The 22,913-nt window shown below is 68.8% G+C and carries 21 protein-coding genes; 3 read left to right on the top strand and 18 right to left on the bottom strand.

Annotated features, from left to right (window positions below):
- Positions 1-96 precede the first annotated feature (96 nt).
- Positions 97-1,071 carry a 5'-3' exonuclease gene (locus LDL21_RS27750; RefSeq protein ID WP_225282392.1) on the top strand — a complete coding sequence of 325 codons (975 nt, stop codon included), beginning with the start codon at positions 97-99 and terminating at the stop codon, positions 1,069-1,071.
- Positions 1,072-1,150: 79 nt separating this feature from the next.
- Here LDL21_RS27750 and LDL21_RS27745 read toward each other — a convergent pair whose 3' ends face one another.
- From LDL21_RS27745 to LDL21_RS27685, 13 genes are all read right to left on the bottom strand, one after another.
- A complete protein-coding gene (locus tag LDL21_RS27745) occupies positions 1,151-1,930 on the bottom strand; it encodes a DUF4333 domain-containing protein (RefSeq protein WP_225282391.1) in 780 nt (259 codons plus the stop codon).
- Between the two features lie 88 nt (positions 1,931-2,018).
- Positions 2,019-4,721 carry a DEAD/DEAH box helicase gene (locus LDL21_RS27740; RefSeq protein ID WP_181696415.1) on the bottom strand — a complete coding sequence of 901 codons (2,703 nt, stop codon included), beginning with the start codon at positions 4,719-4,721 and terminating at the stop codon, positions 2,019-2,021.
- Between the two features lie 3 nt (positions 4,722-4,724).
- Positions 4,725-5,678, bottom strand: coding sequence for a twin-arginine translocase subunit TatC (gene tatC, locus LDL21_RS27735; protein WP_181696416.1), 954 nt, complete (start codon positions 5,676-5,678; stop codon positions 4,725-4,727).
- A 95-nt stretch (positions 5,679-5,773) separates the two neighbouring features.
- Positions 5,774-6,034, bottom strand: a complete 261-nt coding sequence (gene tatA, locus LDL21_RS27730) for a Sec-independent protein translocase subunit TatA (protein ID WP_225282390.1) — start codon at positions 6,032-6,034, stop codon at positions 5,774-5,776.
- 92 nt (positions 6,035-6,126) lie between these two features.
- Positions 6,127-7,155, bottom strand: a complete 1,029-nt coding sequence (locus LDL21_RS27725; RefSeq protein WP_181696417.1) for a 2-dehydropantoate 2-reductase — start codon at positions 7,153-7,155, stop codon at positions 6,127-6,129.
- Complete coding sequence (locus LDL21_RS27720) at positions 7,152-8,129, bottom strand: helix-turn-helix transcriptional regulator (protein WP_225282389.1); 978 nt, start codon at positions 8,127-8,129, stop codon at positions 7,152-7,154. The genes LDL21_RS27725 and LDL21_RS27720 overlap by 4 nt, the downstream gene beginning before the upstream one ends.
- Positions 8,126-9,121, bottom strand: a complete 996-nt coding sequence (locus tag LDL21_RS27715; protein WP_084456314.1) for a helix-turn-helix transcriptional regulator — start codon at positions 9,119-9,121, stop codon at positions 8,126-8,128. The genes LDL21_RS27720 and LDL21_RS27715 overlap by 4 nt, the downstream gene beginning before the upstream one ends.
- A 65-nt stretch (positions 9,122-9,186) precedes the next feature.
- Positions 9,187-9,549 carry a VOC family protein gene (locus LDL21_RS27710; RefSeq protein ID WP_225282388.1) on the bottom strand — a complete coding sequence of 121 codons (363 nt, stop codon included), beginning with the start codon at positions 9,547-9,549 and terminating at the stop codon, positions 9,187-9,189.
- A gap of 79 nt (positions 9,550-9,628) precedes the next feature.
- Positions 9,629-11,122, bottom strand: coding sequence for a long-chain-fatty-acid--CoA ligase (locus tag LDL21_RS27705; protein WP_225282387.1), 1,494 nt, complete (start codon positions 11,120-11,122; stop codon positions 9,629-9,631).
- A gap of 302 nt (positions 11,123-11,424) precedes the next feature.
- Entirely contained in the window at positions 11,425-12,621 is a 1,197-nt protein-coding gene (gene pcaF / locus LDL21_RS27700) for a 3-oxoadipyl-CoA thiolase (protein ID WP_225282455.1), read from the bottom strand.
- Positions 12,621-13,778, bottom strand: a complete 1,158-nt coding sequence (locus LDL21_RS27695; protein ID WP_225282386.1) for an acyl-CoA dehydrogenase family protein — start codon at positions 13,776-13,778, stop codon at positions 12,621-12,623. The genes pcaF and LDL21_RS27695 overlap by 1 nt, the downstream gene beginning before the upstream one ends.
- 15 nt (positions 13,779-13,793) lie before the next feature.
- The gene (gene fabG, locus LDL21_RS27690) at positions 13,794-14,546 is read right to left on the bottom strand and encodes a 3-oxoacyl-ACP reductase FabG (protein WP_225282385.1); all 753 of its coding nucleotides are present in this window, start codon (positions 14,544-14,546) and stop codon (positions 13,794-13,796) included.
- Positions 14,547-14,562: 16 nt separating this feature from the next.
- On the bottom strand, positions 14,563-15,714 hold the full coding sequence (locus LDL21_RS27685; RefSeq protein ID WP_225282384.1) for an acyl-CoA dehydrogenase family protein: 1,152 nt from the start codon (positions 15,712-15,714) through the stop codon (positions 14,563-14,565).
- Positions 15,715-15,849: 135 nt separating this feature from the next.
- Between LDL21_RS27685 and LDL21_RS27680 the strand changes: the two genes are divergently transcribed.
- On the top strand, positions 15,850-16,482 hold the full coding sequence (locus LDL21_RS27680) for a TetR/AcrR family transcriptional regulator (RefSeq protein ID WP_181696424.1): 633 nt from the start codon (positions 15,850-15,852) through the stop codon (positions 16,480-16,482).
- A gap of 136 nt (positions 16,483-16,618) precedes the next feature.
- Here the strand turns inward: LDL21_RS27680 and pafA are convergent, their stop codons facing one another.
- From pafA to dop, 5 genes are all read right to left on the bottom strand, one after another.
- A complete protein-coding gene (pafA, locus tag LDL21_RS27675; RefSeq protein ID WP_181696425.1) occupies positions 16,619-17,977 on the bottom strand; it encodes a Pup--protein ligase in 1,359 nt (452 codons plus the stop codon).
- A gap of 164 nt (positions 17,978-18,141) precedes the next feature.
- Complete coding sequence (prcA, locus tag LDL21_RS27670; protein WP_225282383.1) at positions 18,142-18,909, bottom strand: proteasome subunit alpha; 768 nt, start codon at positions 18,907-18,909, stop codon at positions 18,142-18,144.
- Complete coding sequence (prcB, locus tag LDL21_RS27665; RefSeq protein ID WP_372462232.1) at positions 18,906-19,748, bottom strand: proteasome subunit beta; 843 nt, start codon at positions 19,746-19,748, stop codon at positions 18,906-18,908. The genes prcA and prcB overlap by 4 nt, the downstream gene beginning before the upstream one ends.
- Positions 19,745-19,939, bottom strand: coding sequence for a ubiquitin-like protein Pup (locus LDL21_RS27660; RefSeq protein ID WP_067492090.1), 195 nt, complete (start codon positions 19,937-19,939; stop codon positions 19,745-19,747). Before LDL21_RS27660 ends, prcB begins: the two co-directional genes overlap by 4 nt.
- Before the next feature lie 117 nt (positions 19,940-20,056).
- Complete coding sequence (gene dop / locus LDL21_RS27655; RefSeq protein ID WP_181696427.1) at positions 20,057-21,556, bottom strand: depupylase/deamidase Dop; 1,500 nt, start codon at positions 21,554-21,556, stop codon at positions 20,057-20,059.
- Positions 21,557-21,724: 168 nt separating this feature from the next.
- On the opposite strand from dop, the gene LDL21_RS27650 reads away from it, so the two are divergent.
- Complete coding sequence (locus LDL21_RS27650) at positions 21,725-22,912, top strand: DUF418 domain-containing protein (protein WP_225282382.1); 1,188 nt, start codon at positions 21,725-21,727, stop codon at positions 22,910-22,912.
- Position 22,913: the final 1 nt, after the last annotated feature.

Raw genomic sequence — 22,913 nt, 5'->3', positions numbered from 1 at the left:
GCGATCGCGAGCGCCGCACCCCCATGGCCTGGACGTCATCGGACGACGCGGCGACGATCCCGCTCACCTGTCGGAGCCACAGGGCACAATCACCGGGTGACCGTTGCCGAGAGCACCCGTGGACCCCTGTTGATCCTGGACGGCGCCAGCCTGTGGTTCCGCGCCTACTACGCGATCCCCGACAAACTGCGCGGCGTCGACGGCCGCTCGGTGAACGCGGTGCGCGGCTTCACCGACATGGTCGCCTCGCTGATCACCAAACACCGGCCGAGCAGGCTCGTCGTCGGGCTGGACCTGGACTGGCGCCCGCCGTTCCGGGTGGCGCTCGTGCCGTCGTACAAGGCGCACCGCCTCGACACCAGCAGCACGGCCGCGCCCGGCGCCGAAGAAGTCCCCGACACCCTCACCCCGCAGGTGCCGATGATCCTGGACGTGCTCGCCGCGGCCGGGATCGCCACCGGCGGCGCCGAGGGGCTCGAAGCCGACGACGTTCTCGGCACTCTGGCCCATCGCGAGCGCACCGATTCCGTGGTCGTCGTCAGCGGCGACCGCGACCTGCTGCAACTGGTCCGCGACGACCCGGCACCGCCGGTGCGGGTGCTCTACGCGGGCCGTGGCCTGGCCAAGGCCGAGCTGTACGGGCCCGCCGAGGTGTCCGCGAAATACGGTGTGCCCGTGGTGAACGCGGGGCCCGCGTACGCCGATATGGCCACTTTGCGTGGCGACGCCTCCGACGGGTTGCCCGGCGTGGCGGGCATCGGCGACAAATCCGCCGCCCAGCTCATCTCCCGGTTCGGCTCCCTCGACGCCCTGATGGCCGCCGTGGACGATCCCGCATCCGATCTCGCCAAGGGCGTGCGGGCCAAACTCGTTGCCGCACAGGACTATCTGAAGGCCGCCGCACCGGTGGTCCGGGTGGTCTGCGATGCCGATGTGGAACTGTCGGGCCCCGATACCCTGCCCGCGGCACCCGCCGACCCGGAGCGGCTGCGCGAACTCGCGGCCGCCTACAACGCCGAGAGCCCGATCACCCGGCTGATCACGGCGCTGGCCGCCGCGCACACCGCGTGAACGACGCCGGGCCGCCCGCAAACAGAGCGGGCGGCCCGGAAACCACCTGGCGGTAGGCTGAAAACCGCAGTACGACAGCCTAGTTGGGGCGGCCGACCTCGTAGGTACCGTCTTCCTTCGTGATCTTCACGGTGACCTTCTTGTCCTCACCGCTGACCTTCAGGTCGCAGGTGAAGGTCGCGTCGACCTCGACCTTCTGACCCGACGGGCACGACACATCGGAGACGTCCGCGATGCCGTAGGAGCCGGTGAGCACCGAGGAGACACCGTCCTGCACCGCCGACTGGTCGAGCTCGTCGGACGAGAACACGACGAGCAGCAGGCCGATCACGGCGGCGATCACCAGCACGCCGGCCACGACGAGGCCGATGATCAGGCCCTTGCTCTTACCCTTGCCCCCGGGACCTTGCTGGGACTGCTGGGGCTGCTGACCCCACTGCTGCTGCGGCTGCTGACCCCACTGCTGGGCGCCTGCGGGCTGCTGCGCGTTCCAGTCCTGCGGCGGCGGCTGGGTCTGACCCCACTGCTGCTGCGGACCGGTCGGCTGCTGCGGCTGCGGCTGGCCCCACTGCTGCGGCTGCTGGGGCTGCTGCGGCTGGCCCCACTGCTGCTGGGGCTGCTGCTGAGATTGCTGCGGCTGCTGGGGCTGACCCCACGGCTGCTGCGGTTGCTGTCCGGCGTTGGGGTCACCCCACTGCTGGGTCGGCTGGGCGCCCTGGGGCGGCTGCTGCGGCGGCTGTGCCGCGCCACCCCAGTGCTGGGTAGGACCGGCGCCACCGGCCCCCTGCTGACCCCCCCAGTGCTGGGTGGGATCGTTGCTCCCCTCCCCTGGGCCGTTCGGTCCGTACGGGCCGCTCATCCACTCGCCTCCACTCGCATAGTTGTACACACGGTAGCCCCCCGCGCCAGGCCGGCTACGCCAGGAAATCAAATCACAGACGAAACATCTACGCGGCGTCCACCGCGACGACACCCCGTCGGACGGCACGCACGGCCTTGGCCGCGGTACTCGCGATCTCGATATCGTCCGCGGTGTTGTGGATCTGGTCGAGCAGGTCGATCACCTGCCTGCACCAGCGCACGAAGTCGCCCGCCGACATCACGCTGCTCTGATCGCCGCTGGCCAGCAACGCCTCGGCCAACGCGTCACCGCGCGCCCACTTGTACACCCCGTTGACGAATCCCAGATCGGGTTCGCGGGTGGGCGGCAGCTTGTGCCTCGCCTCGTCGGCGCGCACTTGCCCCCACACCTCGATGGTCGCGGCGACCGCGCGCCGGATGGGATCGGTCGGGCCGTGCGCGGTGAGCAAGCCGGACTCCTGCCGCGATTCGTACACCAGCGCGGACACCACTCCGGCGAGCTCGGCGGGACCGAGCCCGCGCCACAGTCCCTGCCGCAGGCATTCCGCGACGACCAGGTCGCTTTCGGCGTAAATACGGGCCAGCCGCCTGCCGTCGGGCGTCACTTCACCGTGCTCGACGAAACCGCGTTCCTCGAGCAGGCCGACGATGCGGTCGAAGGTGCGCGCGAGGGAATTCGTCGTCGCGGCAACCTTCTGGCGCATCGACTCGGTCTCGCGGGCCAGTCGCGCGTAGCGCTCGCCGATGCGGCTGAGCTGTTCGCGGTCGGGCCTGCTGTGTGCCGGGTGGGCGCGCAGGCTGCGGCGCAGGGTGGCCAGCTGACGGTCCTCGCCCGCGCGGGTGTGGTCGTTGCGCCTGCGCCTGCCACGGCCGGGCGCCGAGATGCCGGTTCCGCGCAGCGCCGAGGCGAGGTCGCGGCGGATGCGGGCGGTGCGGTGGTCTACCCGGCGCGGCAACCGCATGTGTCCGAGGGGCTCGGCGGGGACGGGGAAGTCCGCGGCGGAAATCCTTCCGGCCCAATGGTCTTCGGTCAACACGAGGGGACGCGGGTCGCCGGGGGTCTGATCGGGTTCCAGGATCACCGCGAGCCCCGCACGCTTGCCCGACGGGATCGCGACCACATCGCCGCGCCGCAATTCGATCAGCGCACGCACGGCGGCGCCGCGCCGGTCGGCCCGGCCCTGCTGCTGGATGTCGCGCTCGCGCTGCTTGATCCGGTCACGCAGCGACAGGTACTCCATGAAGTCACCGTCGACGCCGCCGAGCTGGCTCTCCAGCTTGCGCAACGCGCCCTGGTTCTTCTCGATACCGCGCACCAGCCCGACCACCGAGCGGTCGGCCTGGAACTGGGCGAAGGACCGTTCCAGCAGGTTGCGGGCGTCTTGGGCACCCATCCGGTCGATCAGGTTGATCGACATGTTGTAGCCGGGCCGGAAGGAACTGCGCAGCGGGTAGGTGCGGGTGGAGGCCAGACCGGCGACCGCGCTGGTGTCGACCTCGGGTTGCCACAGCACCACGGCGTGGCCTTCGACATCGATCCCGCGCCTGCCCGCGCGACCGGTGAGCTGGGTGTACTCGCCGGGGGTGAGTTCGGCGTGCGTCTCGCCGTTGAACTTCACCAGGCGCTCGAGCACCACCGTGCGGGCGGGCATATTGATACCGAGGGCAAGGGTCTCGGTGGCGAACACGGCCCGCACGAGGCCCTTGACGAACAGTTCCTCCACCGTGTGCCGGAAGGCGGGCAGCATGCCCGCGTGGTGGGCGGCGAGCCCGCGCTGCAGCGCCTCGCGCCATTCCCAGTATCCGAGCACCTCCAGATCGGCCTTCGGCAGGTCGCCGGTGTGCTTCTCGATGATCTCGTCGACGACCTCGGCGTCGCCCGGCCTGCTCAGGTCCAGACGCGCACGCAGACACTGGGCCAGCGCGCCGTCACAGCCCGCGCGGCTGAAGATGAAGGTGATGGCGGGCAGCAGGCCTTCCTCGTCGAGGCGGGCCAGCACCTCCGGGCGCGGCAACGGCCGGAAATTGCCCCGGGCGCCGCGGCCGCGCGGACCGCCGTACCCGTGCATGCGGTCACTGGCCTCGCGCTGCCGGATGAACCGGACCAGGTCTTCGTCGACGACGACCTTCTGATCGCTGGATTTCGTGTCGAACAGGTCGAACATCCGCTTGCCGACCATCACGTGCTGCCACAGCGGCACCGGCCGCGTCTCGTCGACCACCACCGCGGTGTCGCCGCGCACGGTCTCCATCCACGCGCCGAACTCCTCGGCGTTCGACACCGTCGCCGACAGGCTCACCAGGCGCACATCCGGCGACAGATGCAGGATCACCTCCTCCCACACCGCGCCGCGGAATCGGTCGGCCAGGTAGTGCACCTCGTCCATGACGACATACGACAGCCCGCGCAACGCGTCGGAGGAGGCGTAGAGCATGTTGCGCAGCACCTCGGTGGTCATCACGACCACGGGCGCGTCGGGGTTGATGGACTGGTCGCCGGTGAGCAGGCCGACGCTGTCGCGACCGTAGCGGGCGGTGAGGTCGGCGAACTTCTGGTTCGACAGCGCCTTGATCGGCGTGGTGTAGAAGCACTTGCCGCCCGAGGCGAGCGCCAGATGCACGGCGAACTCGCCGACGATGGTCTTACCCGCACCGGTGGGCGCGCAGACCAGCACGCTGTGCCCCTCTTCCAAGGCCTCGCACGCGGTGCGCTGGAAAGGGTCGAGGTCGAACGAGATTTCGCTGGCGAACTGCGCCAACTCGCTGGTCCGCGCGGGAGAATCGGTCACATCTCAGAGCGTATCGGAGTAGTCCGACACCGGTCGCTCTGTTTTCCGTGCGTCCTCGACGGGTCCGCTCGGGGCGACCGGATCGGGGGTGCCCAGCGGCGAGGCCTCGTCGTCGGAAAGCCCGGCCAGGCCGTCCGCGGCCGCACGCCTGGCCCGGCGCGCGTCGTTGAACCGGGCGAACTGCACCGCCAGCTCGAACAGCACGGTCAGTGCCAGCGCGAGCGCGAGCATCGAGAACGGGTCCTGCGGGGTGACGATCGCGGCGAAGACGAACAGGCCGAACACGATGCCGCGGCGCCACGCCTTGAGCTTCACGTACGGCAGCACGCCGACGAGGTTGAGCCCGATGACGATCAGCGGCGTCTCGAAGCTGACACCGAAGATGATGAGCAGCTGGATGATGAACCCGAAGTACTGCGTACCGCTGAGCGCGGTGATCTGCACGTTGTCACCGATGGTGAGCAGGAACGACAGGGCGTGCGACACGACGACGTAGGCGAGCACGGCGCCGGTGACGAAAAGGACGGAACCGGCCCCGACGAACCCGAAGGCGTACCGGCGTTCCTTGGCGTAGAGGCCGGGGGTGATGAACGCCCACAGCTGATACAGCCAGAACGGCGCGGCCAGCACCACACCGGCGGTGAAACCGACCTTCAGGCGGAGCATGAACTGTTCGAACGGGCCGGTCGCGAGCAGTCGGCAGGCGCCGTCGGGCGTCAGGGTGGCGCGGGCGGAGGCGGGCAGCTCACAGTAGGGGCCGCGCAGGATCTCGCCGAGGCTGTCGAGCCCGAACAGCGGGGTGGCGTACCAGAAGAAGCCGAGCAGGGTGGTGACCGCGATGGCGGCGAGGGCGAGCAGCAACCGGGTGCGCAGTTCCTGCAGGTGCTCGACCAACGACATGGTGCCGTCGGGATTCGTCCTGCGCTTGCTGCGCCGTGGATCGAACGGGATGCGCATGGTTGGTGTGGCCTCTAACCCTCGGTTCGGCGGATGCTCGGCAAACAGCACGGCGCCCCGGAGCGGCCGCTACCGCCCCGGGGTGAATGCGTGGGTCAGAGCGTCTTGTGCTGCGGCTGCGCGACCGGGGTGGCCTGGACCTGCGGAGCCGAGGCGGGCAGCTGCTGCTGTGGCGCCGCGTCGGTGGGCGCGGTGGTGGTGGCCGAGGACTCGGCCTGCATCTGCCCGACCTCGCTCTTGAAGATCCGCAGCGACCGGCCGAGACCGCGCGCCGCGTCCGGCAGCCGCTTCGCACCGAAGAGCAGGACGAACAGCAGCGCGATGATCAGCAGGTGCGACCAGCTGAACGTTCCCATGATGAGTTACCTCCAAAGACTGTGGTGATTACCGATGCTACCTGTGCGCGCAGTTTCGTGGACCCGCGCCCGTGGAGGTGTTCGCCACCCGTTCAACGGGCGACGGCGCGTGCGGCGGCGGTCAGTTCGGCGAACAGTCGGCTGCCGCTGAAGCGTCGTTCGTCGCCGGATTCGGCGGCCCGGATCAGTTCGACGAGTCTGCGGTTGACCGGTGTCGGCCGCCCGACCATTTCCCCGAGGCGCACGATTTCCCCACACAGCCAAGCGATTTCGGTGCGTTTGCCACGGGCCAGGTCGTCGGCCATCGATGACCGCGCCACCGGGTCGATGGCGAGGACCCGGCCGAACACGCGCCGGAACAGCGAGTCGGGGACGCGCAGCAGATGCACCATCAGTTCCGGTGGCACCGGGGTGAGCTGAGCGGGCCGAATTCGCGCAGTGTTCATCACCGCGAGGGCTTCGGACTGGGTGAGGGCGAGGCAGCGCCGGTAGTCGCGGTCGGCCAGTTCCTCGCGCAGCGGTCTGCCCGACAGCGCGTTGATCGGGTTGTTGAGGTTGAGCAGGAGTTTGGCCCACTGGACGGGCCGCAGGTCGCGGTGGCGGCGCAGCGGCAGGCCCGCCTCGCGGAAACGGTCGGCGAACCGGTCGACGACCGGGTCGTCCTGGATGGCGAGGACACCGTCGCTGGCCCGGTGGAACCGGCCCTCGCCCCGATGCACCACGTTGAACATCACCATGCCCGCCAGGACCACACTGGTCGGCAGGATCTCGCGGATGACGGTGTCGTTGCCGATGCCGTTCTGCAGACTCACCACCGGGGTGCCCGGGCGTAATCGCCCCGCGACGGCGCGCGCGGCGGTGGCGGTGTCGGCGGATTTCACGGTGACCAGGACGAGGTCGGCGCGTTCGGGTTCGTCGGGGGCGAGCGCAAGCCCGAACCGGTCGGGGCCGACTTCGGTGGCACCGCCGTCGAGGTCGGTCAGGCGCAGACCGTGTTCGGCGATGTCGTCGAGGACCCGCTGACGTCCGACGAAGATGACTTCCATACCCGCCGCGGCCAGCTGACCACCGACGAAAACCCCGACGCTACCCGCGCCGAGGACGAGGACTCGCTGACTCACGCGGGTTCGGTCTCCCCCAGCAGTCCGGCCGCCGCGTAGGCGGCCAGGGCGGCATCGGCGCGCTCACGCACCGCCGAGACCAGTTCGGGCGGCCCGAGCGCACTCACGCCGGTGCCGAACCCTAGCAGCAGCCGGGCCATCCAGTCGGCCGAGGCGAAGCGCATGCCCGCTTCGATGCTGCCGTCGGGGCGCGACCGGATGCGGTGCATCGGGTACTGGTCGAGCACCCAGCCGTAGTCCGCGCGGATGCGTAAGCGGGCCAGCGGAACGTCGGGGTCGTCCTGGAAAAGGTCGAGCGCGGCGGCGTCGGCGGCGGCGTGACTCGGTGGACGGGCCGGTTCGTCGAGTTCGGTGGCGTCCTCGATGCGGTCGAACCGGAACAGCCGCACGCCTTCGGCCTGGCGGCACCAGGCCTGCAGGTAGCTGTTGTTGTCGACCAGCACCACCCTGATCGGGTCGACGACGCGTTCGGAGACCTCGTCGCGGCTGGCCGAGTAGTAGACCAGGCGCAGTGCGTGCGCGTCGGCGAGGGCGGCGCGCACGGTGGCCACCACCGGGCGTTCGACGGGCACCTGCGCGGGCGGGCGACTGACATCGCCGCCCGCGATGGCGGATTCGATCTTGGCGATCGCGGCGTGCGCGGCGGTCGGGTCGACCATGCCCGGCATCTCGACGATCGAGCGCAGCGCCACCAGCAGCGCGGTGGCCTCGGTGGAGGTCAGGCGCAGCGGGCGTTCGATGCCGGCCGAGAAGGTGACCTCGATGCTCTCCTCGGAGAACGACAGGTCGATGAGGTCGCCGGGGCCGTAGCCCGGTAGCCCGCACATCCACAGCTGGTTGAGGTCGCTCATCAGCTGCTTGGTGGTGACGCCCAGCTCGGCCGCGGCCTCGGCGGCGCTGATGCCGGGGTGCGCGAGCAGGTAGGGCACCATGTTCAGCAGGCGTGAAAGTCGTAGGGACAGGCGCGAACTCACGATGTCACCTCCGTGTGGTCCAGTACCGACCGTAGCCGGTTCATCACGTCGGCGCGCAATTCCGGTGGATCGAGCACCAGCACATCGGGGCCGAGGCCGGTGATGAGCCGGGCCACCCAGTCGCGTGAGCGCACCGGGACCTCGAGCACCGAGCCCGGGCGACCGCCGAGGTCACGGGTGTCGACTTCGGTGCCGATGCGGCGCAGTTCGCGGCCGCGGCCCTTGGCGACCCACACGGTGGCCGTCCCGGTGACGGGCGCGTCGCCGGTGACCCGGTCGACGATGGCGCGCAGGTCGGCGTCGGCCGGTTTGTGTACCGCGTTGACCGGCCCGTACGCCTTCACCTCGCCCCCGATCCGCGAGAGCCGGAAGGTGCGCACCGCGTCGCGCTCCCGGTCGTGGCCGACCAGGTACCAGCGACCGTGGCGGGTGACGACACCCCACGGTTCGACATCTCGGGTGACGAACGGGTCGGTGACGGCGCTGTGGTGCCCGAACCGCACCGCCTGCCCCGCGTCGATGGCGGCGAGCAGTTCGCGCAGCACCGGTTCGGAACCACGGGTGCGGGCGGGCACCGCGGGCACCGAAACGCCCACGTTGTCGGTCTCCACGGTGACGCCGGCCGCCCGCAGCTTAAGCAAAGCGCCTTCGGCGGCACCGGCCAGTTCCGGCGACGCCCACATCTGCACGGCGACCGCGACGGCGGCCGCTTCCTCGCTGGACAGGTCGATATCGGGCAGTTCGTAGGCGTCGCGATTGATCCGGTAGCCCTCCAGCGTCGAGAAGCGACCGACCGGACCTACTTCCAGCGGGATGCCGAGGTCGCGGAGTTCGTTCTTGTCGCGCTCGAACATCCGGCTGAACGCCTCGTCGGTCGCGGACTCCTCGTAACCTGCCACGCTGTCACGGATACGTTCCGCGCTCAGGAACTGCCGGGTCGACAACAGCGCGATGACCAGATTCATCAGCCGCTCGACCTTGGATATCGCCACTCGATAGAGGGTAATGGTCGAGGGCGTCGGCTCGCGCGTCGGCGCACGATTGCCGTCGACCCGCCTCAGGCGCCGTCGATCACCAAGCAGAACGGGTGCCCCGCCGGATCGATGAGGACACGCCACCGATCTGGTTCCGGTTGCACCTCGGCTTTGGTGGCGCCGAGCGTCAGCAGCCGGGCTTCACCTTCGTCTAGGTTCGGGACCGCGAAATCGAGGTGGCACTGCTGCGGTGTCTGCTGTCCCGGCCACTGTGGTGGGCGGTAGTCGGCGACGCGCTCGAAGCCGAGTGACACTCCGTTCGGGCCGGTCAGCTCGATGTACTGGGGATCGGAGTCGGGGCTGCGCTCGAAGCCGGTGGCCCGCGCGTAGAACTCGGCGAGCGCATCCGGGTCGGGACAGTCGATCGTGACGGCGGCCAGCTTCATCCATACCTCCTGCATCGATGGCGAGAAGTACCTGTCCTCCGAGCGTGGCACGACGAGCGGCTTCTCGCCACGACATCGATCATTCCCCGGAGCCGAAACGCTGTCGCAATTCCCGCTTGAGCACTTTGTGCGTGGGCCCGAGCGGGAGTTCGGTGACGAACTCGACGCGACGCGGGTATTTGTACTTGGCGACCCGGGATCTGGCGAATTCGATCACCTCCTGCTCGCTCACCTCGCCGTCGGGCACGACCACGGCGACGATCTCCTCGCCGTAGTGCTCGTCGGGCACCCCGATGACCGCCACCTGGGCGATGCGTGGATGCCGCATCAGCGCCGCCTCGACCTCTGTCGGGTACACGTTGAAGCCACCACGCAGGATCATCTCCTTGATCCGGTCGACGATGCGGATCCGGCCGGTCTCGTCGCGGGTGCCGAGGTCGCCGGTGCGGAACCAGCCGTCGATCACGGCGGCGGCGGTCGCCTCCGGCCTGCCGGTGTAGCCGCTGAACACGTTGTGTCCGCGCACGACCACTTCCCCGACCTCGCCGACCGGCAGCAGCTCGATGCGGTCGGCGATGTCCGGGTCGGCGATCTCCACGTCGACACCCCATACCGGGTGCCCGACGGTGCCTGCCTCGGTTCCGTACACCGGCTGATTCACCGCAGCCGTGGGCGAGGTCTCCGACAGGCCGTACCCTTCGAGCACGGGTGCCCGGAAGAGCCGTTCGAACTCCTCGAGCACGGACACCGGCAGTGCGGCACCGCCGCTGACACAGAGCTTCAGCGCCGGGAGCCCGGTCGCGGTCGCGGCGGCTTCGATCAGCGACAGGTACATGGTCGGCACCCCGTGGAAGAGGTCGACCCGTTCGGCCGTCATCAACGCGATCGCCTGCGCGGCGTCGAATCTCGGCATCAGCACCAGGGTGCCGCCGACGCGCCAGTGCGAGTTCATCGACACGGTCTGCCCGAACACATGGAACAGCGGCAAGGCGCCGAGGGCGATGTCGTCGCGGTGGATCTCGTTGGCGTCGAAGGTGTTCACCGTCGCGCACATCACCATGTTGAGATGGCTCAGTTCGGCGCCCTTGGGGGTGCCGGTGGTGCCGCTGGTGTAGAACACCACGGCCGTGTCGAGTGGGCTGCGGGAGACGAAGGTCGGGATCGGCTCGCCGGCAAGGTCTTCCGGCGCCACCATCTCGATTCCGGCGGCTCGGGCGGCCTCGCCACCGGTCTGTGCCACCATCGGGTGACAGATCAGCAGGCGGGCGCCGCTGTCGCGCAGGACGTATTCCATCTCCGGCGCGGTGAGCAGCAGATGCACCGGCACCACCGTCGCTCCTGCGGCCAACACAGCGAAGTAGGCACGCGGGAAGTCGACGGTGTTCGGGCACAGCAGCGCCACCCGGTCACCGGGTTTCACGCCGCGTGCGATCAGCGCGGCGGCCTGCGCGCGGGCTTGCCGCCACAGATCGGCGAACGTGATGCGGTGTTCGCCCTCGATCAGGGCGAGGTGCTCGGGGCGGCGGCGGGCGGGTTCGGCGAGGATGCTCGCCAGGGAGAGGGTGGCGTTCACGGGTGCTCCTGGGTTCGACGGCGTCGGCGAGGTGTTGTCCGAGTCCGCTGGTGCGAGCGGACATCGTTGCGGTGATGGGCGAGATCGACTCCGACCGGGTCGGGATCGTCACGGATTGCGGGTGGGGACGGGTGGTGCCGTCGGGTGACACGACGGTGGCCGATATCGAGGCCGCGCAGGCTGCCGGTGCCGCGCGGGTCGGGCTGCTGCGCGTGGCGGCCGGGATGCGAACCTTTCGTCCGGGTGCGGGTGTGTCGCGGGCGCCCTCGGACGGCGACACGATCGGCGGTTGTGCGGGCCGGTCACCGGTGCAGGTGGACGGCCAGACCTTGGCCCACGCCGACGCACAGGGTGGCGATCGCGTGCTGCGCGTCGCGTTCGGCCAGTTCGAGCGCCGCGGTGAGGGCCAGCCGGGCGCCGCTGGCCCCGAGCGGATGGCCGAGGGCGATGGCGCCGCCGTTCGGGTTGATGTGCTCGGCGTCGTCGGGCAGACCGAGTGCCCGCGTCACCGCGAGCGCCTGGGCGGCGAAGGCCTCGTTGAGCTCGAACACGTCGACGTCGCCGATGCCGAGACCCGTTCTCGCGAGTAGCTTGCCGACCGCCGGAACCGGGCCGATGCCCATCGTGCGCGGCGGCACCCCCGCCGCCGTCACCGCGCCGACCCGGGCCAGCGGGGCGAGGCCGAAGCGATCCACGGCTGTCTCGGAGGCGAGCAGGACCGCCGCGGCACCGTCGTTGATGCCCGAGGAGTTGCCCGCGGTGATGGAGCCGCCCGCCACCACCGGCGGCAGGGCGGCGAGCTTCTCGGCGCTGGTCTCGCGCGGATGCTCGTCGCGCTCGACGACGACCGGTTCGCCACGCCGCCGCGCGACCGGAACCGGTGTGATCTCGCGTGCGAGGCGCCCGCGCGCGATCGCGGCCGCCGCCCGCTGCTGCGAGCGCAGCGCGAAGGCGTCCTGGTCGGCGCGGGAAACGCCGTGCTCGTCGGCGATGTGCTGGGCCGTCTCGGGCATGGTGTCGGTGCCGTATCGCTCGTGCAGGCGCGGATTCACCAGTCGCCAGCCGAGGGTGGTGTCGGCCAGCTGGGCCGAACGATCCCAGGGCGCGGCACTTTTGGGCAACACGTAGGGCGCCCGCGTCATCGACTCGACGCCGCCGGCGATCACGAGATCGGCATCACCCGCCCGGATCGCCCGCGCCGCGTTCCCCACCGCGTCCAGCCCCGAGGCGCACAAACGGTTCACGGTGACGCCCGGCACGCCGACCGGCAGACCGGCCAGCAACGCCGCCATTCGCGCGACGTTGCGGTTGTCCTCACCCGCCTGATTGGCGCACCCGAACACCACATCGTCGACAGCCGCCCAGTCCACCGCCGGAAACCGTTGCATCAGCGCGGAAATCACGTGGGCGGCAAGGTCGTCGGGCCGCACCTCGGCCAGTGCGCCACCGTAACGGCCGAAGGGAGTTCGCACACCGTCGACCAGGTACGCGGTGCCCATCACAAACCCATGTTCTTGGCGATGATCATCTTCATCACCTCGCTGGTGCCGCCGTAGATCCGGTTCACCCGGTTGTCGGCGTACAAACGCGCCACCGGGTATTCGGTGATGTAGCCATAGCCTCCGTGCAGTTGCAGACAGCGGTCGATCACTCGCGAGGCCACCTCGGTGCAGAACAGCTTGGCCGAGGCGGCGTCGGCGGGGGTGAGTTCGCCGCTGTCGAGCGCTTCGAGGGCTCGGTCGACCACCGCTTCGGCCGCGTCGACCTCGGCCTGGCAGGCGGCCAGCTCGAACTTGGTGTTCTGGAACTGCGCCACCGGCTGACCGAAAACCTTGCGGTCCCTGGTGTATTCGAGGGCGAACCGGATCGCCGCCTTCGCCTGCGCGTAGGCACCGAGGGCGATCGACAGCCGTTCCTGGGGCAGGTTCTGCCCCAGATAACCGAACCCCTGGTGCGGCTCACCCAGCAGATCCGACACCGGCACCCGCACATCGGTGAAGGACAGTTCCGCCGTGTCGGACACCTTCAGCCCGAGCTTGTCCAGTTTGCGCCCGACCGCGTATCCCGGCGAGGTCGTGTCGACCGCGAACAGTGAGATTCCATGTCTGCGATCGGTGTCCGAGGGTGGGGCGGTACGCGCGCAGACGATTACGCGGTCGGCGTGTACTCCGCCGGTGATGAACGTCTTCGCGCCGTTGAGCACGTAATGCGTGCCGTCCTCGGACAATTGGGCGGTCGTGCGCATACCGGCGAGGTCGGAGCCGGTGCCCGGTTCGGTCATGGCGATGGCGAACATGATCTCGCCCGACACGAATCCCGGCAGCCAGCGCTGCTTCTGTTCCTCGGTGGCGAGGTTCTTCAGATAGGGCAGGCACAGCCCCACGTGCACACCGGACCCGCCGAAGGACACACCCGCCCGGGCTGTCTCCTCAAGCAGGACGGCCTGGAACTTGAATGATTCGATACCGGCGCCACCGTATTCTTCGGGCACTTCGATCCCGAACACACCCAGCTCGGCCAGCTCGCGGTAGAACTCGCGCGGCACGATGCCCGCCTCGTACCACTGGTCGTACACGGGCACGACCCGCGACTCGATGAACGCGCGCACCGTTTTACGGAACGCTTCGTGCTCGTCGGTGAAAACTGTTCGCTGCATGATGATCTCCGCGATTCAGAGACGGCGTCCGCCGTCGACGTACAGGGTTTGCCCGGTGACGAATCCGGCGTCGTCGGAGGCAAGGAACGCGACCACGTTCGCGATGTCGGCGGGGGTGCCGACGCGCCGCAACGGGGTGATTTCGGCGGTCTTCGCCTGCAGGTCCTCGGCGCTCAGACCCATCCGTTCGGCGGTGGCCGCGGTCATCTCGGTGGCGATGAAGCCCGGCGCCACCGCGTTGACGCGGATGCCGAACGGGCCGAGTTCCATCGCCAGCGTCCGGGTGAGTCCCTGGATGCCCGCCTTGGCCGCGGCGTAGTTGGCCTGGCCGCGATTGCCGAGCGCCGACACACTCGAGGTGTTGACGATGGCCCCACTTCTGTTGTGCACCATGTGTTTCTGCGCGGCTCGGCTGCACAGGAACGCGCCGCGCAGGTGCACGGCCAGGACGGTGTCCCAGTCGTCGACCGACATCTTGAACAGCAAGTTGTCGCGCAGCACTCCCGCGTTGTTCACCAGCACATCGAGGGATCCGAGGTCGGCGACGGTGCGGGCCACCGCGTCGTCGACCTGGGTTTCGTCGGACACATCGCAGCCGATGCCGATCGCGGTGCCACCCGCGGCGTTGATCTTTCCGGCGGCCAGCACCGCGGCGTCGGGGTCGAGGTCGACGACGGCCACCGCGCAGCCGTCCTCGGCGAGACGCGCCGCGGTCGCCGCGCCGATACCGCGCGCGGCACCGGTCACGAAGGCAGTTCTGGCGGGCATGAGTCGTACTCCTGTGTCAGACAATGGCGTTCACGCCGGTGAGGGCGCGGCCGATGAGCAGTTTCTGGATCTGGGTCGTGCCCTCGTAGAGGGTGAGCACGCGGGCGTCGCGCAGATACTTGGCGACGGGGTATTCGTCGATGTAGCCGTACCCGCCGAACACCTGGATGGCGTTGTTCGCGGCTTTCACCGCGGTTTCGGAGGCGAACAGCTTCGCCATCGACGCGGCGGTTCCGAACGGCTCACCCCGGTCGACGAGGTCGGCCGCGCGCCAGGCGAGCAGCCGCGCGGCTTCGGTTTCCACCGCGATATCGGCCAGCAGTTCCTGCACGAGTTGATATCCCGCGATCGGTTTGCCGAACTGCTCGCGTTCACCGGCGTAACGCACCGACGCCTCCAGGCAGGCCCGCGCCACACCCACGCACCCGGCGGCGACGCCGATGCGGCCCTTGTCCAGCGCGCCCATCGCGATACGGAAACCCTGGCCGAGCTCGCCCAGCCGATTCGCGTCGGAGACGCGCACGCCGTCGAGCACGAGTTCGGCGGTGGCCTGGCCACGCAGCCCGAGTTTGCCCTTGATTTCGGTCCGGCCGAAACCCGGTGCGTCGGTGTGCACGAGGAACGCGGTGATGCCCTTCGGACCGGGACCGCCGGTGCGGGCGAACACCAGGGCGATGTCGGCCCAGGTGCCGTTGGTGATGAAGATCTTCGTCCCGGAGAGGAGCCAGTCGTCGCCCTCGCGGGTGGCGCGGGTGATCAGGCCCGCGGCGTCGGAGCCGGTGCCCGGCTCGGTCAGCGCGAAACAGCCGAGTCGCTCACCTTCGCACAGCGACGGCAGGAACCGGCGCTTCTGCTCCTCGGTGCCGTAGGCCGCGATCGACTTGGCGACCAGGCCGAGTGAGACCGACACGATGCCGCGCACCGCGCTGTCACCGCGACCCAGTTCCTCGAGCAGCACGCAGTAGGCGAGCATGTCGCCGCCGGAACCACCGAATTCCTCGTCGATCCCGATGCCGAGAAACCCCATGGCCCCGAGCTTGCCCACGATCGCCGGGTCGACCGATTCCTCACGGTCCCACCGCGTCGCATGCGGTACGACCTCCTTCTCCACCCAGCTACGGGCGAGATCGCGCAGATCGCTGTGCGCCGACGAGAGTTGGAAATCCACAGGACACTCCTGAACCAAACAGCGTTAGGTTTACTCGGGCACAGTATCCTAACGGCGTTCGGTTAATCAAGAGGTGTTCTCCGCCCCGGTGATACGGTTCGTGTCCCGAGAGTTCCCGCAGGAGAGGAAGGCGCATTGGCCAGGCCACGCGTACCGCTGTTGAGCCGCGATCGCATCCGCGAGGCCGCGCTGGCCCTGATCGACCGCGACGGCTTGGCCGAGGTCTCCATGCGCAAGCTGGCCGCCGAACTCGGCGTGCAGGCCGCCTCGCTCTACGGCCACTACCCCAACAAGGACGAGCTACTCGACGACATCGCCGCCCGCGTCATGAGCCGGGTCGACACCTCAGCCTTCGACACCGCGACCTGGGACGAGGCGCTGGCATCCTGGGCCCGCAGCTACCGAGCCGCCCTGGCCACCCACCCCAACTTCGTGCCCTACCTCGCCGCGGGCCCCGGTCGCCGCACCGAGAACCTGCGCGCCGCCGACGCCGTCCACGGCGGCCTCGTCGGGGCAGGCTGGCCGCCCCGCTACGCCACCATGATCGGTGCCGCCACCCGCTACCTGGTGATGGGCTCGACGGTCGGTTCGTTCGCCGGCGGTTTCGCCGACGACGTCCAGGTCTACCGCGACCGCTACCCCCACCTGAACCAGGCCCACCTGCTCCGCGCGATCGCCGACGAAATCGACGACGACAGCTTCGAATTGGCTCTCACAGCGTTCATCGCGGGGCTACAGACCACCTATGCGGCGGTTGTCGCCGACTGATCTACGGCACTGCCCGACAGCGGCGGAGCGGCGCAGGCGACCTCGGCTTCTCCGAACAGCACAAAACCGGTGGCGCCTACGCATTCGCTCCCATGCGCCACCGGTTTTGTCGGTCCCCCCGTCTGTGGGGGTTCGCCTACATCGAGGCGATCAGCCGATCGACTCGCTCGTCGACCGACCGGAACGGGTCCTTGCACAAAACTGTCCGCTGCGCCTGATCGTTGAGCTTGAGATGCACCCAGTCGACCGTGAAATCACGGCCGGCCTCCTGAGCCGCGGTGATGAAGTCACCCCGCAACTTGGCCCGGGTGGTCTGCGGTGGCGTCTCGACCGCGGCATCCACCGCCTCGTCCTCCGTGATCCGCTTCGCCAGCCCCTTACGCTGCAGCAGATCGAACACCCCACGTCCACGCTTGATGTCGTGGTAGGCGAGGTCCAACTGGGCGATCTTCGGATCGGACAGCTCCATGCTGTATCGGTCCTGGTAGCGCTGGAACAGCTTGCGCTTGATCACCCAGTCGATCTCGGTGTCGACCTTGGCGAAGTCCTGCGCCTCGACCGCGTCGAGCGTGCGGCCCCACAGGTCGACGACCGCGTCGATCTGCGGATCGCGGTCCCGATTGCGCAGGTGGTCCACGGCACGCGCGTAGTACTCACGCTGGATCTCGAGCGCACTGGCCTGCCGTCCACCGGCCAGCCGGACCGGCCGACGACCGGTGAGGTCGTGGCTCACCTCGCGGATGGCGCGGATCGGGTTGTCGAGGGCGAAGTCGCGGAACGACACCCCGGCCTCGATCATCTCCAGCACCAGCGAGGCGGTGCCCACCTTGAGCATCGTCGTCGGTTCGGCCATGTTCGAGTCGCCGACGATCACGTGCAGGCGCCGGTACTTCTCGGCGTCGGCGTGCGGTTCGTCGCGGGTGTTGATGATCGGGCGCGACCGGGTGGTCGCCGAGGACACACCCTCCCAGATGTGCTCGGCGCGCTGCGACAGGCAGAAGGTGGCCGCCTTCGGCGTCTGCAGCACCTTGCCTGCGCCGCAGATGAGCTGACGCGTCACCAGGAACGGCAACAGCACATCCGAGATCCGGGAGAACTCGCCGGCACGTACCACGAGGAAGTTCTCGTGGCAGCCGTAGGAGTTGCCCGCGGAGTCGGTGTTGTTCTTGAACAGGTAGATGTCGCCGCCGATGCCTTCTTCGGCCAACCGCTGCTCGGCGTCGATGAGCAGCTCTTCGAGCACCCGCTCACCGGCCCGGTCGTGGGTGACCAGCTGCACCAAGCTGTCGCATTCGGCCGTGGCGTACTCGGGATGCGATCCGACGTCGAGGTACAACCTGGCACCGTTGCGAAGGAAGACATTAGAGCTACGGCCCCAGGACACCACCCGGCGGAACAGGTACCGGGCCACCTCGTCGGGGGACAGCCGACGGTGACCGTGGAAGGTGCATGTCACACCGAACTCGGTCTCGATCCCCATGATTCGTCGCTGCACACTATCGACACTACAGCCATGACCAGTACCCGCGCGGCGCTCTGAGATCCCATTCGCATACGTGTTCACAACGATTCGGACAGTGAACGACCGTGTGCCCACGACGAGGTCGGGCCCGTGAACCGAGGTGGTTCACGGGCCCGATCACGATCTTCACGTCGGCGTCAGCCGTCCGAACCGTCCTCGGGTTCGGGCAGCTTCGCCTCGGTCACCTTCTTGCCGGTCGTCCCGGCCAATGCCTGCTCGAGCGGGGCGCCCTGCAGGCGCCGGAACGCCCGGCGCGGACGTGCCTGCTCGAGCGTGGCCACCTCGAGGGAGGACACACTGAGCACACGCTTGTCCTTGTCGGCCTCGGGTTGACCGGCCTGCAGCGCGCCGATCGCCACCTTCAGAGCCTCGTCGAGGGTGAGACCCGGCTTGTAGGCTGCCTTGAGCGCGGTCACGATCGGCTCGGTGGTGCCACCCATGACGACGAACTCGCGTTCGTCGACGATGGAACCATCGAAGGTGATCCGGTAGAGCACCGACGTCGGCACCTGCTCCGGGTAGCCGACCTCGGCCACGCACAGCTCCACCTCGTACGGCTTGAGCTGATCGGTGAAGATCGACCCCAGGCTCTGGGCGTACAGGTTGGCCAGCGAACGCCCGCTCACGTCGCGCCGGTCGTACTGGTAACCCTTGAGGTCGGCCTGCAGAATGCCGCCCCGGCGCAACGCCTCGAACTCGTTGTACTTGCCGACCGCGGCGAAACCGATGCGGTCGTAGAGCTCGCTGATCTTGTGCAGGGTCGCCGAGGGGTTCTCGGCGACGAACAGCACACCCTTGTCGTACACCAGCACGACCACGCTGCGACCACGACCGATGCCCTTGCGGGCCAGCTCGGTCTTGTCCCGCATGATCTGCTCGGCGGACGCGTAGTAAGGCAGCGTCATGCGCTGGCACCCCCGTTCACTGCGGCCTCCCGGTCGGCGGCGATCGCCGCGGCGACCTCACCGAGCCGTTCCTCGGTGACATCGGCCGCGCCCTCGGCGTCGATGGTCACCACCGTCGGGTAGATCCCGCGCAACGCGTCGGGCCCGCCGGTGGCACTGTCGTCGTCGGCGGCATCGACCAGCGACTCCACCGCGATCCGCAATGCCTGGTCCGCGTCCAGTCCGCGCCGGTAGAGCTTCTTGAGCGAGGACTTGGCGAAGTTCGAGCCCGAACCGACGGCGGTGTAGCCGAACCGTTCCTCGCTGCGCGAACCGACCACGTCGTAGGACACGATCCGCCCGGCCTTGTCGGGGTCGGTCACCTGGTCGTCGTAGCCGACCAGCAGCGGGATCACCGCCAGGCCCTGCATGGCCGCGGGCAGGTTCTCGCGCACCATCTTCGACAACTTGTTGGCTTTACCGTCGAAGGTGAGCGAGACCCCTTCGATTTTCTCGTAGTGCTCGAGTTCTACCGCGAACAACCGCACCATCTCCACGGCCAACCCGGCCGTGCCCGCGATGCCCGCGGCGGAGAAGGTGTCGGTGATGTACACCTTCTCCATGTCGCGCGAGGCCACCAGGTTGCCCTGGGTGGCCCGGCGATCGCCCGCGATCAGCACACCGCCGCGGTAACTGACCGCGACGATGGTCGTGCCGTGCGGCGCGAAATCCGCGCCGACGAGCTCGCTGCCGCCGAACCTGTTGGCGGGCAACAGGTCCGGCGCGTGCATGCGGAGATGTTCGGTGAACGAGGACAGCGTCCGACCTGCGTGCAGACGCAACGGGTCACCTTGGGTCACTGGCCGCCCTTCTGCACATATGCCCGCACGAAGTCCTCGGCGTTCTCCTCGAGCACATCATCGATCTCGTCGAGCAGGTCGTCGGTTTCCTCCGCGAGCTTCTCGCGCCGCTCCTGTCCTGCCGCACCGTCGCCCTCGGGGCCCTCGTCCTCGTCGCCACCCCCGGCGCGCTTGGTCTGCTCTTGTGCCATGGCAGCCGACCTCCTCTTCCACTCAATGATCGTGCTCGTTCTTCAACCCTACCGAGCAGATCCGACAACATGGTCGATTAGCGATCGTATTGTCGCCCGGTCGTGCTGCTGTTCGCCTCAGTGGGTGAGCTGTTCGACGAGATCGGCCGCCGATTCCGCCGCCTCGAGCAGCTTGCCTACGTGGGCTTTCGTACCGCGCCGCGGCTCCAGCGTCGGGATGCGGACCAGCGAATCGCCGCCGAGATCGAAGATCACCGAATCCCAACTGGCGGCGGCGATATCGGCACCGAACCGGCGCAGGCACTCGCCGCGGAAGTAGGCGCGGGTGTTGGTCGGCGGGTTGGTCATCGCGTCGAGCACATCCTGCTCGTTGACCAGGCGCTTCATCGACCCGCGCGCCACCAGGCGGTTGTAGAGGCCCTTGTCCAGGCGCACATCGGAGTACTGCAGGTCCATCAGGTGCAGTTTCGGGGCGGCCCAGCCCAGGCCCTCACGGCTGCGCATGCCTTCGAGCAGACGCAGTTTGGCCGGCCAGTCGAGCAGATTGGCGCATTCCATCGGGTCGCGCTCGAGCAGATCGAGCACCATGGCCCAGTTCTCGACGATGTCGCGCACGCGCGGGTCGTCGTTGCCTTCGCGGTCGATGAACTTGGCCACCCGCTCGTGGTAGAGACGTTGCAGCGCAAGGCCGGTCAGTTCGCGGCCGTCGGCGAGGGCCACGGTGGCGCGCAGGGTGGGATCGTGGCTGATCTGGTGCACGGCGGTGACGGGACGGGCCAGCTGGAACTCCGAGAGGTCCTCGCCCGCCTCGATCAGGTCGAGCACCAGCGCGGTGGTGCCGACCTTGAGGTAGGTCGACATCTCGGCCAGGTTGGCGTCACCGATGATCACGTGCAGGCGCCGGTACTTGTCCGCGTCGGCGTGCGGTTCGTCGCGGGTGTTGATGATGCCACGCTTGAGCGTGGTCTCGAGACCGACCTCGACCTCGATGTAGTCGGCGCGCTGGGACAGCTGGAAGCCCGCGTGGTCACCGGACTGGCCGATGCCGACCCGGCCGGACCCGCAGATCACCTGGCGGGAGACGAAGAACGGGGTGAGACCGGCGATGATGTGGCTGAACGGCGTATCGCGGTTCATCAGGTAGTTCTCGTGGGTGCCGTAGGAGGCGCCCTTGCCGTCGACGTTGTTCTTGTACAGCTGCAGGCGCGGTGCACCCGGCACGCTCGAGGCGTGGCGCGCGGCGGCCTCCATCACCCGTTCGCCCGCTTTGTCCCAGATGACGGCGTCGAGCGGGTCGACGACCTCGGGCGCTGAGTACTCCGGATGGGCGTGGTCGACGTAGAGCCGGGCCCCGTTGGTGAGGATCATGTTGGCCGCGCCGACCTCGTCGGCGTCGATGACCGGGGCGGGCCCGCTCATCCGGCTGAGGTCGAAACCGCGTGCGTCACGCAGCGGGGATTCCACCTCGTAGTCCCAGCGGGTGCGCTTGGCGCGCGGCACCCCTTCGGCGGCCGCGTAGGCGAGAACGGCCTGGGTGGAGGTGAGGATCGGGTTGGCCGTCGGCTCCGTGGGGGTCGAGATGCCGTACTCGACCTCGATTCCGATGATGCGCTGCATGCTGACGAGCCTAGGCGACGCGCCACGCCCACACCGTCATCTCGGCTCCACGGGGTCCCCTCGGGTACCGGCGCGGCACGCCGATCAGGGCCGGGTCCCCCGGACGGGGGACCTTCGATGGTCCTCGTGGGCGATCCGGTCGGCACCGGTGCTCGCGATACTCGGATCATGAGCGAGATCGTGACGCAGACCGGCACCGAGACCGTGGCGACGGCCGGGCCACGACGGTTGCCCGCGCTGGACGTCTTGCGCGGCATAGCCATTCTCGGCACGCTCGGCACCAATGTCTGGATCTTCACCGATCCCGAGGGCCTCGTCGGATATCTCGACGGGCTCGGTGCGGCCGCCGAAGGCGGGTGGATGTGGACCGAGCGGGTGCTGCAGCAGCTCGCGCAGGGCAAATTCCTCGGCCTGCTCACGGTGATGTTCGGGATCGGGTTGGCGATCCAGCAGGATTCCGCCCGGCGGGCCGGCCGGAGCTGGCCGGGGAAGTATCCGATCCGGGCGGCGTTGCTGTTCCTGGACGGTTTGCTGAACTTCCTGCTCGTCGCGGAGTTCGACGTGCTGATGGGGTACGCGGTCACCGGCCTCGTCGTGGCCTACCTGCTGGCGACAAGCGAACGCGCGCAACGCCGTTGGGTGATCGTGGCGAGCGCCGTGCACGTAAGCATGCTGGCGCTGCTCGCGGCGGCGCTGGCCTTCGAACCGGACGACACCCGCGCCACGCCTTCGAGGCTCGACCCGAATCCCTATGCCGACGGGTCGTTCTGGGAGCTGGTCGCATTCCGGCTGGACCACGTTCTCACGTTCCGCATCGAGACGATCTTCGTCTTCCCGATGTCGATCGCGCTGTTCCTGCTCGGCGCCCACCTGTACCGGGCGGGCGTGTTCCGGGCCGAGGGTGCGCGAATTCGTCGGTGGCTCATGGTGATCGGTTTCGGCGTCGCCGCGCCCGTGGACTTCGCGGTCGGCGTGTTCGGCGGTGGTGACCTGGTCCTGTTCACCCGGTACGGCACCGCGCCGTTCGTGGCGCTCGGCATCCTCGCCGCCGTCGCCGCCTACTACCTGCGCGATCCGCGCGTGGGTTTCACCGGGGCACGCCTGAGCGAAGTCGGCCGGACCGCGCTGAGCTGCTACATCCTGCAGAACCTGATCGCCGGAATCCTGTGTTACGGATGGGGTTTCGGGCTTGCGGCCCGGGTGTCCGACGGTGCGCGTGTGCCGTTCACGATCGGGATCTACCTGCTGGTGGTCGCACTCATCGCCTGCTTCGCCCACCTGTGGTTGCGGCGGTTCGAGCGCGGGCCGGTGGAGTGGCTGTGGCAGCGCACCTACACCGCACTGGCCCGCGGTTGAC

Source organism: Nocardia rosealba, assembly GCF_020216065.1.
GTDB lineage: Bacteria > Actinomycetota > Actinomycetes > Mycobacteriales > Mycobacteriaceae > Nocardia > Nocardia rosealba.
This window is presented reverse-complemented; position numbering and strand designations above follow the sequence as displayed.